The 7595-nt window shown below is 73.7% G+C and carries 3 protein-coding genes; all 3 read left to right on the forward strand.

Going from position 1 to position 7595, the window contains the following annotated elements:
• Positions 1-6099 (forward strand): ADP-ribosyltransferase (locus DQW06_RS00080; protein ID WP_304598486.1); only part of this gene is annotated, 6099 nt, incomplete at its 5' end.
• A gap of 13 nt (positions 6100-6112) precedes the next feature.
• On the forward strand, positions 6113-6538 hold the full coding sequence (locus DQW06_RS00085) for a hypothetical protein (protein ID WP_013153555.1): 426 nt from the start codon (positions 6113-6115) through the stop codon (positions 6536-6538).
• Between the two features lie 131 nt (positions 6539-6669).
• Positions 6670-7044 carry a hypothetical protein gene (locus tag DQW06_RS00090; RefSeq protein ID WP_231972682.1) on the forward strand — a complete coding sequence of 125 codons (375 nt, stop codon included), beginning with the start codon at positions 6670-6672 and terminating at the stop codon, positions 7042-7044.
• Positions 7045-7595 lie beyond the last annotated feature (551 nt).

The following is a 7595-nucleotide window of genomic DNA, read 5'->3' on the forward strand; positions in this document are numbered from 1 at the left end:
GACGCGCTCCGCGCCGGGCACGGGCCCGGCGACGGACGGGGGTACGTCGACGGGAACGGGATCCGCAGGTTCCGCACCGAGGAGGAACTCGACGCCTACGACCTGTGGCTCCACGACCCGGCCAACAACCCGCACGCCTTCGACGCCCTGGACTCCGAGCACCGGGACCGGGTCATCGGCTACACGATCGAGGGCTGGCTCAACACCGTGGCCCGGGAGTCCATGAACGCGGACCAGGTGGCGATCGTGCTGGACCTGATGCGCCAGGACACCGTCGCGGCGTTCGAGACCAACCCCATGGGCTCGCGCGGCTGGGAGCTGTACGAGATGAACGGCCTCGCGTGGCCGACCCTGGACCGGCTGCGGGAACTCCTGGCGCAGGGGCGCGTTCCGGAGAGGGCCGAGGGCTTCGTCCGGTACATCCTGGACGCGCAGGACCCGCAGGAGGAACTCGACCACTGGTACGTGCACGCCGGTGAGGCCGGGGAGATCGCCAGGTCGAGCGGCGACGTGTTCCCGACCCCCGAACGCGCGCTCGAACACCTGCGGACCCTGACGGAGGCCATCGACAGGCCCCTGCCCGAGGGGATCGAGGTGATCCGCGGCCTGGAGGAACTGGACCACCTCGAAGGCTTCGACGGCAAGGACCCCTACTCCCTCGTGGGGACCGTCCACACCGAGCGCGGGTTCATGTCCACGTCGCTGGGGAACGAGCTCGCCGGGGTCACGGCCAGGTACGCCCACGCGGTGCACCTGGTCCTCCCCCGCGGTTCCCGGGGCCTCTGGATCGGTTCGAAGAGCAGGTACCCCGGAGAGCGCGAACTGATCCTCCCCGCGGGTACGACCTACCGGATCACCCGGGCGGGCTGGGGAGGCTCCCGCGGGCTGGAGGGCCTGTACATCGAGGCCGAGGTGATCGTGCCGCCGCGGCCGGATGCCGACCCGGCCCCGCCGCGGGTCGAGGAGTCCGCCGACCTGCACGTGTTCACCGTGGAGACCGACACGGACGCCACCGTCACCGATGCCGACGAACCCGGCCTCGGCGCGGACGAGGAGGCCGGGCTGGCGGCGCTCCTGGGACTGGAGGACTCCGGGCACGAGAGCGCCGACGACGCCTACGACGACCGGCCGCTCCTGGACCGCTACGACTCCGACGACGACGCCTACGACGACCGCCCCCTCCTCGACCGCTACGACTCCGACGACGACACGCCGACGGCCTCGGCCGCGCGCACCGACCGGACCCCGCTCGACCGCACGGACGACGGCGACACCGCGGTCGCGGCCCCCGAGACGAGCGGCGGGGAGGCCCGCGTCTTCCGCACCCGGGAGGAGCTGGACGCCTACGCGGAGCGGATGGACGACCTGGACGGCGCCCCGCACACCTACGGCGCCCTCCCGCCGGAGCTGCGCGCCCTCATCGGCGCGCACACCGCGAACCCCTGGCTCAGCGAACTCGCCCGGCTCGCGGCCTCCGACCCGGCGTTGGTCCAGGACCGGCTCGACCGGTGGAGCAGGACCAGCCTGGAGAAGGCCGCCGACCCGGACCGTCCCAACGGGTGGGTGCTCTACGAGGCGAACGGCCTGTCGTGGCCCCCGCTCGAACGGGTGCGGGAACTGTACGCCGAGGGAGGCCGCTCCCCGGCGTTCGCGGCGATCGCGGCGGACGTCTTCGGGTCGTCCGAGCCGCGGGCGCGGCTGGACCACTGGTACGAGAACGCGGACGAGGCGGGGGAGATCGCCCGGGCCAACGGCGGCGTCTACCCCACCGGGGACAGGGCCCTGGAGATCATCCGGGACATGGACGCGGCCGTGGACCGGCCCCTGCCCGGCCCGATCGCGGTGTCCTTCGCGTTGGATGTCGACCGGGACCTCGCCGAACTCGACGGATACGACTGGGACGACCTGACCGCCGTGGTGGGCAGGGACCAGCGCGAGCGGGGATACGCCACCGTCTCCCTGGGCGACTCGCCCTTCACCGCCGCGCCGCGCGACACCGTGGCGGTCGTCCGCATGGTCCTCCCCGAAGACGCCCGGGGCCTGTGGGTCGGCGACCGGGGCGCGACGGGCGACCGGTACGCGCTGGTCCTGCCCCGGGACTTCGGCTACCGCGTCACCGACGTCCGGATCACCGACGACGGGATGGAGATCGACGCCGAGCCGGTCCCCCCGGACATGTCGGCGCGGGAGCCGTCGGCGGAGGACCGGGACGACGACTCGGACGCCTCCACGGTCGTCGACGAGGGGACGCGCCTTCCGGCGGGCGACGGCCGCGGACACGTCGGCGACGACGGATACCGGCGCTTCCGCTCCCTGGACGAACTGAACGCCTACGACCGGTGGCTCCACGACCCGGCCAACAACCCCCATGCCTTCGACACCCTGCCCGCCGACCGGCAAGGGATGGTCGACGCCTACACCAGGTCCGCCTGGATCACCCGGCTGGCCCGGATCCGGCCCCTGTCCCCGGCCGGTGTGGCGAGCCAGCTGGAACTGGTGCGGGCCGGGGCCCGGCACGAGGCCGGGCGGGCGGCGACCGTGGCGACCGCCCACGGCTGGGACCTGTACGAGGCCAACGGGCTCACCTGGCCCACCCTCGACCGGCTGCGCGAGATCCGGGCGAACCCGGACGGCCTCCCCCCGCGCACCGCCGGACTCGTCGACTACGTCCTCACCGCACGCGACCCCGCCGCGGAGCTGCGCCACTGGTTCCACAACGCCGGGTACGCCGGGGTCATCGCCCGCCACAACGGCGGGACCTATCCCGACGTGGACCGCGTCCTGGAACTCTTCCGCCTCCTCGACGACGCCGTCGACCGCCCCCTGCCCGAAGGCCTGGTCGTCTCCCGTGGCATGCACTCCATCGACCACCTGCTGCACGCGGTGGGCGGGTACGCCGCCAACGACCTCGAAGGCACGGTCCACACCGAGCCCGGGTACATGTCCACCACCCTGGGCGACCAGCCCTTCAAGACCGACTCCGCCCCCTTCCGCTACCTCCTGCGGCTCAACGTCCCCCAGGGAGCGCACGGCCTCTGGATCGGCTCCCGCAGCCACGATCCCGGGCAGCGCGAACTCACCCTCGCCCGCGGTTCCACCTACCGGATCACCGGTGTCCGGGACGCGTTCGACCCGAACACGGGCGGGGTCGTGACCGTGCTCTCCGCGGAGGTGGTCCTGGGTCCGGAGCCCTTCGCGGACCCGCTCTCGGACGGACGGGTGGACGCGTCCGGTGTCCGGCGGTTCCGAACGCCCGCCGAGGCCGACTGGTACGCGCACCGGGCCGCGCGCGCGGAGCGCGGTATGCCGGTACTGGACACCCTCCCCGCGGAGGCGCGCCGCGTCGTCGCCGCGTTCTCGGACACCCCGTGGCTCGCGGACCTGGCGCTGGTGCCCCCGGACGACATGCGGACGCAACTCGACCGGTTGCGCTCGATGAGCCGTATCGAGCGGCCCTCTGTCGTGGACCCCCACGGCCGCAGCGGCTGGGAGGTCTACGAGGCCAACGGCCTCGCCTGGCCCACCCCGGAGCGGCTGCGGGAGATCGTGGACGCCGCGGAGGAGGGGGTTCCCAGGACGCACTTCCTGCGGACGGTCCTCACGCTGGGGCGACCCGAGGACCGGCTGGCCGAGCTGTACCGCAGGAGCGGTGCGGCCGGGGCGCTGGCCGCGGCCAACGGGGGGACCTACCCCTCCGCCGAGGGTGTGCGGGAACTGCTCGGGACCTACGACGAAGCGGTGGGGCGCCCGCTCCCCGGGGCGATCGAGACGACGTGGGTCCTGCCCCACACCCGCGGCCTCCGGTTCCCGGAGGGGTACGACGAGGGGGATCCCTCCGGCCTCGTGGGCACGGTCCAGAGCAGTCCGGGTTACACCACGGTCTCCGTGAACCCGGAACCGGTGGGCCCGGGACACCCCGCGGCGACCGTCCGGCTGACCCTTCCCGAGGGCGCGCACGGGCTCTGGCTGGGGACGCAGGGCCCGCGGCCGTCGAACCACGAGATCGTCCTGCCCCGAGGCATGTCCTATCGCGTCACCGGCGCGGAGAGGACCGCCCACGGCCTGCTGCTGTCCGCCGAGGCCATCCTTCCGGAACAGGCCGGCGCCGCGTCCGGGGCCCGGCCGCCGACCGTGGAGGACGCCCCTCCCGCGACCGGCGGGACCGGGCAGGACACGGCCGCTCCCGGCGGGGAGGAGGAACACACGGCCCACACCGACGCCTCCGCGGACACCTCCGTCGCCGGGACCGGGCTCCCGGTCGGCACCGTTCCCGCCGACGACGGCAGGGGGTACGTCGACGACCGGGGCGTGCGGCGGTTCCGCTCCGTGGAGGAGACCGACGCCTACGGCCGCTGGCTCCACGATCCGGCGAACAACCCGCACGCCTTCGACACCCTCCACGAACGGCAGCGCGAGGACGTGCGCGGGTACACGGCCGACGGATGGCTCAACGCGGTCGTCCGCGACGACCTCCCGGCCGAACGGGTCCAGGACGCCCTGGACAGGGTGCGCGAGTCGACCCGCCTCCAGGTCCGCACGGATCCGATGGCGGCCCGCGGCTGGAGCCTGTACGAGCTGAACGGCCTGTCCTGGCCCACCGTCGAACGCCTTCGCGAACTCCTGGCGCGGGACCTGGTCCCCGGACACACCGCGGGCTTCGTCGGATACATCCTCGACGCGCCGGACCCGGAGGCGGAACTGGCGGGCTGGTACGCGAACGCGGGCGGGGCCGGTACCGTGGCGCGGTCCAACGGGGGCGTGTTCCCCACCGCGGCCGATGTGGCCGCGTCCCTGGGCCGCCTCGACCGAGCCGTCGACCGCCCCCTGCCCGAGACTGTCGAGATGGTCCGCGGCCTGTCCGACGTCGCGTTCCTCGACGGGTTCCGGGACATGGACCCCTACTCCCTGGTGGGCACCGTCCAGACCGAGCCCGGTTTCATGTCCGTGTCGCTGGGCAACCGGCTGGCCGGGCACCACAAGGCCGAATCCCGGCACGTCGTCCACCTGACCGTGCCCGCGGGCAGCCGCGGCCTGTGGATCGGCGAGAGGAGCGACTACCCGGAGGAGCGCGAGGTCGTCCTCGCCCGGGGCACCACCTACCGGATCACCCGCGCGGGCTGGGGCGGATCGTTCGGACTGCCGGGGTTCCACATCGAGGCCGAGGTGGTGGTCCCGCAGCGGCCGGAGACCGCTCCGGCCCCGGAACAGCAGGCGGGGGACACCTCGGACCTCCAGGTGTTCAGCGTGCAGACCAGCACGTACACCACCGTGACCGACCCCGAAGCGGCAGGGCTCGGCGACAGCACCGAAACCTTCCTGACCGCGCTCCTGGGGCTGGACGCCGCCGCCGGAACCGATGCCGCGGCCTCCGGGGGAGGTCCCGCCGGGCCGGACCTGCCCGACGACCGACCCGGACACGTCGGCCCCGACGGCGTGCGCCGGTTCGCCACCGACGGCGACGGCGCGGGGTACGGGAAGCTCGTCCTCGGCGGCCGGTTCCCGTCCCTGACCGCGGAGCAGCAGAACTCCGCCCGGGCCTACACGAAGAACGCGCAGTTCTACAACGACTTCTCCCGGCACGCCAGCCCCGAGTCCGAGGTCCTTCGGCTCAGCGAGCACCGGTTCTTCGGCGCGTGGGTCGAGAAGTGGTTCGGCGGGCACACTCCGTCCAAGGAGAACGCGGAGGAGACCTGGGACCTCCTGCGCGAGGGGATGGACATGCTGGACCGGGCCGTGGAGCCGGTTCCGGAGGCGGTCGAGGTACGGCGCTCGGTGTTCGACGTGGGCTTCATGGCCCCGCCGGGGCGGCCCTTCCACGACGCCACGGACCTGATCGGCACGGAGTTCGTCGAACGGGGCTTCCTCTCGGGGTCGCTGGGGGCCGAGACCGTGAACCGGACCGCCGCCTACCAGTTCCACCTGGCCGTGCCCGCGGGGCACCCGGCCCTGTGGATCGGCGACGACAGCGTGCACCGCTCCGAGCGGGAACTCCTCCTGCCGCGCGGAACGCGCTTCAGGATCGACGACGCGCTCCAGGACCCCGACACCGGGCAGTGGACCCTGCGGGTCACCGTGCTGCCGTTCACACCGCGACCGTGACGAAGGAGGGGAGATGGCCGACGAGGAGCGGGCCGCGCGGGACGGGTTCCGCCCGGACTTCGCGGGCGCCGAGCCCAGGTTCGCCGCCGACACCGACGGGCCGGTGCTGCACGTCCCGGTGCTGCGGGGGGACGGGAGCGTGCTGGGCCGCCTCTGGGCTTCGCGGGACGGGGCCGCCGCGGGGTTCCTGCCCGCGCCCGGTCCGGCGGGGCTGAACGCCAAGGGCGCCTGGGTGCGCCGCCTGATCCTGGCCCGGGCCCAGGGTCTGGACGCCCTCGGCGCGCTGGCACGCTGGACCGGGGCCCCTCAGGACGACCGGGCCGGGGCGGTCCCACCGGGGAGCGTGCCCGAGCACGCCGACCGCCTGCTCGGAATCCCTCCCCCTGATCCGGGCGGGGCCCGCGACACCGAGGTGACTGATGGAGACGAGAGGAAGTGAGGACGGCCATGGACGGTGGGAGCTCACCCGAGGACGGGTACCGCACGGACCGGGGTGGGACGGACTCCGAACCGTCCCGCGGGGCCGACGGCGCCGGGGGCTCTTCCCTTGCGCCGGGTGCGGGGCAGGAGGTGTTCGACCGGTGGAGCGACGAGGCGCTGGCCCCGGTGCTGGTCGGCCGCTCCTACGCGCCGACCACGGCAGGTCCCGTGCTGTACCTGCCCGTGCACCGGGACGGCGTCCTCATCGGCTACCTGTGGGCCTCGGACACCGAGGAGGCCAGCGACTTCCAGCCCCTCCTGCCGCCCGACGCGGCGGGCAACGCCGCCCGCGGCTGGTGGACGATGGAGCACGTGCGCCTGCGCGGTGAGGGGCTGACCGCGCTGGAGGCGCTCCGGTCCTGCGCCGGGAGGGTCGACGACCCCCAGGGGGGACGGGTGGACGCCGACGCCCCCGAGTCCCGTGCCGCGAGCCTGGAGGAACTGCGCGCCCTCGCCCGGGGTTGAGGCACCGGCCCCGGGCCTGCTAACGAGTTGGTGCGTGACAGCAGGTGAAGGTCTCGCTGGAGGACGGTGGCATGCTCTGGTCGTGAGTCCCAGCCAGGGACCGGCCACAGCACGAGCAGGCCCAAGCCCACGCGGACAGGGTGCCGCTGTGGTGGCGCACGCACGGCGGACGGCCTCCTCGACCACGGTGCGCGATCAAGGGGGGAGAGTCTCCTCAGGTCTGCTCGTCTCGGTGGCGAAGGGTCCGCGCCAAGGCGCAAGGCCCTGCGCGGCACCCACCCGGACGGGTGACATCCGGGAAAATCCTCTTACACAGGACTTTCAGGGCATAGGCGGCAGGTTTCGGCGTTTCCCGGATGTGGCGGTCCAGGTGTCCCTAGGCTCGCTCGGAACCGTTCCGAGGAGTCCCGATGCCCGCCCTGCCCGAGTCCGGCACACCCCGCCACCCGTACCGCAACCTGGTGCTCCTGTCCCTGCTGACCCTGTCCGGCAGCCGACCCGCGCACGGCCTGCTCGAACACGCGCACCGGCTGGTCACCGGAGCCCTGCCG

The sequence above is a fragment of the Nocardiopsis sp. TNDT3 genome (genome assembly GCF_003427465.1).
Taxonomy (GTDB): domain Bacteria; phylum Actinomycetota; class Actinomycetes; order Streptosporangiales; family Streptosporangiaceae; genus Nocardiopsis; species Nocardiopsis dassonvillei.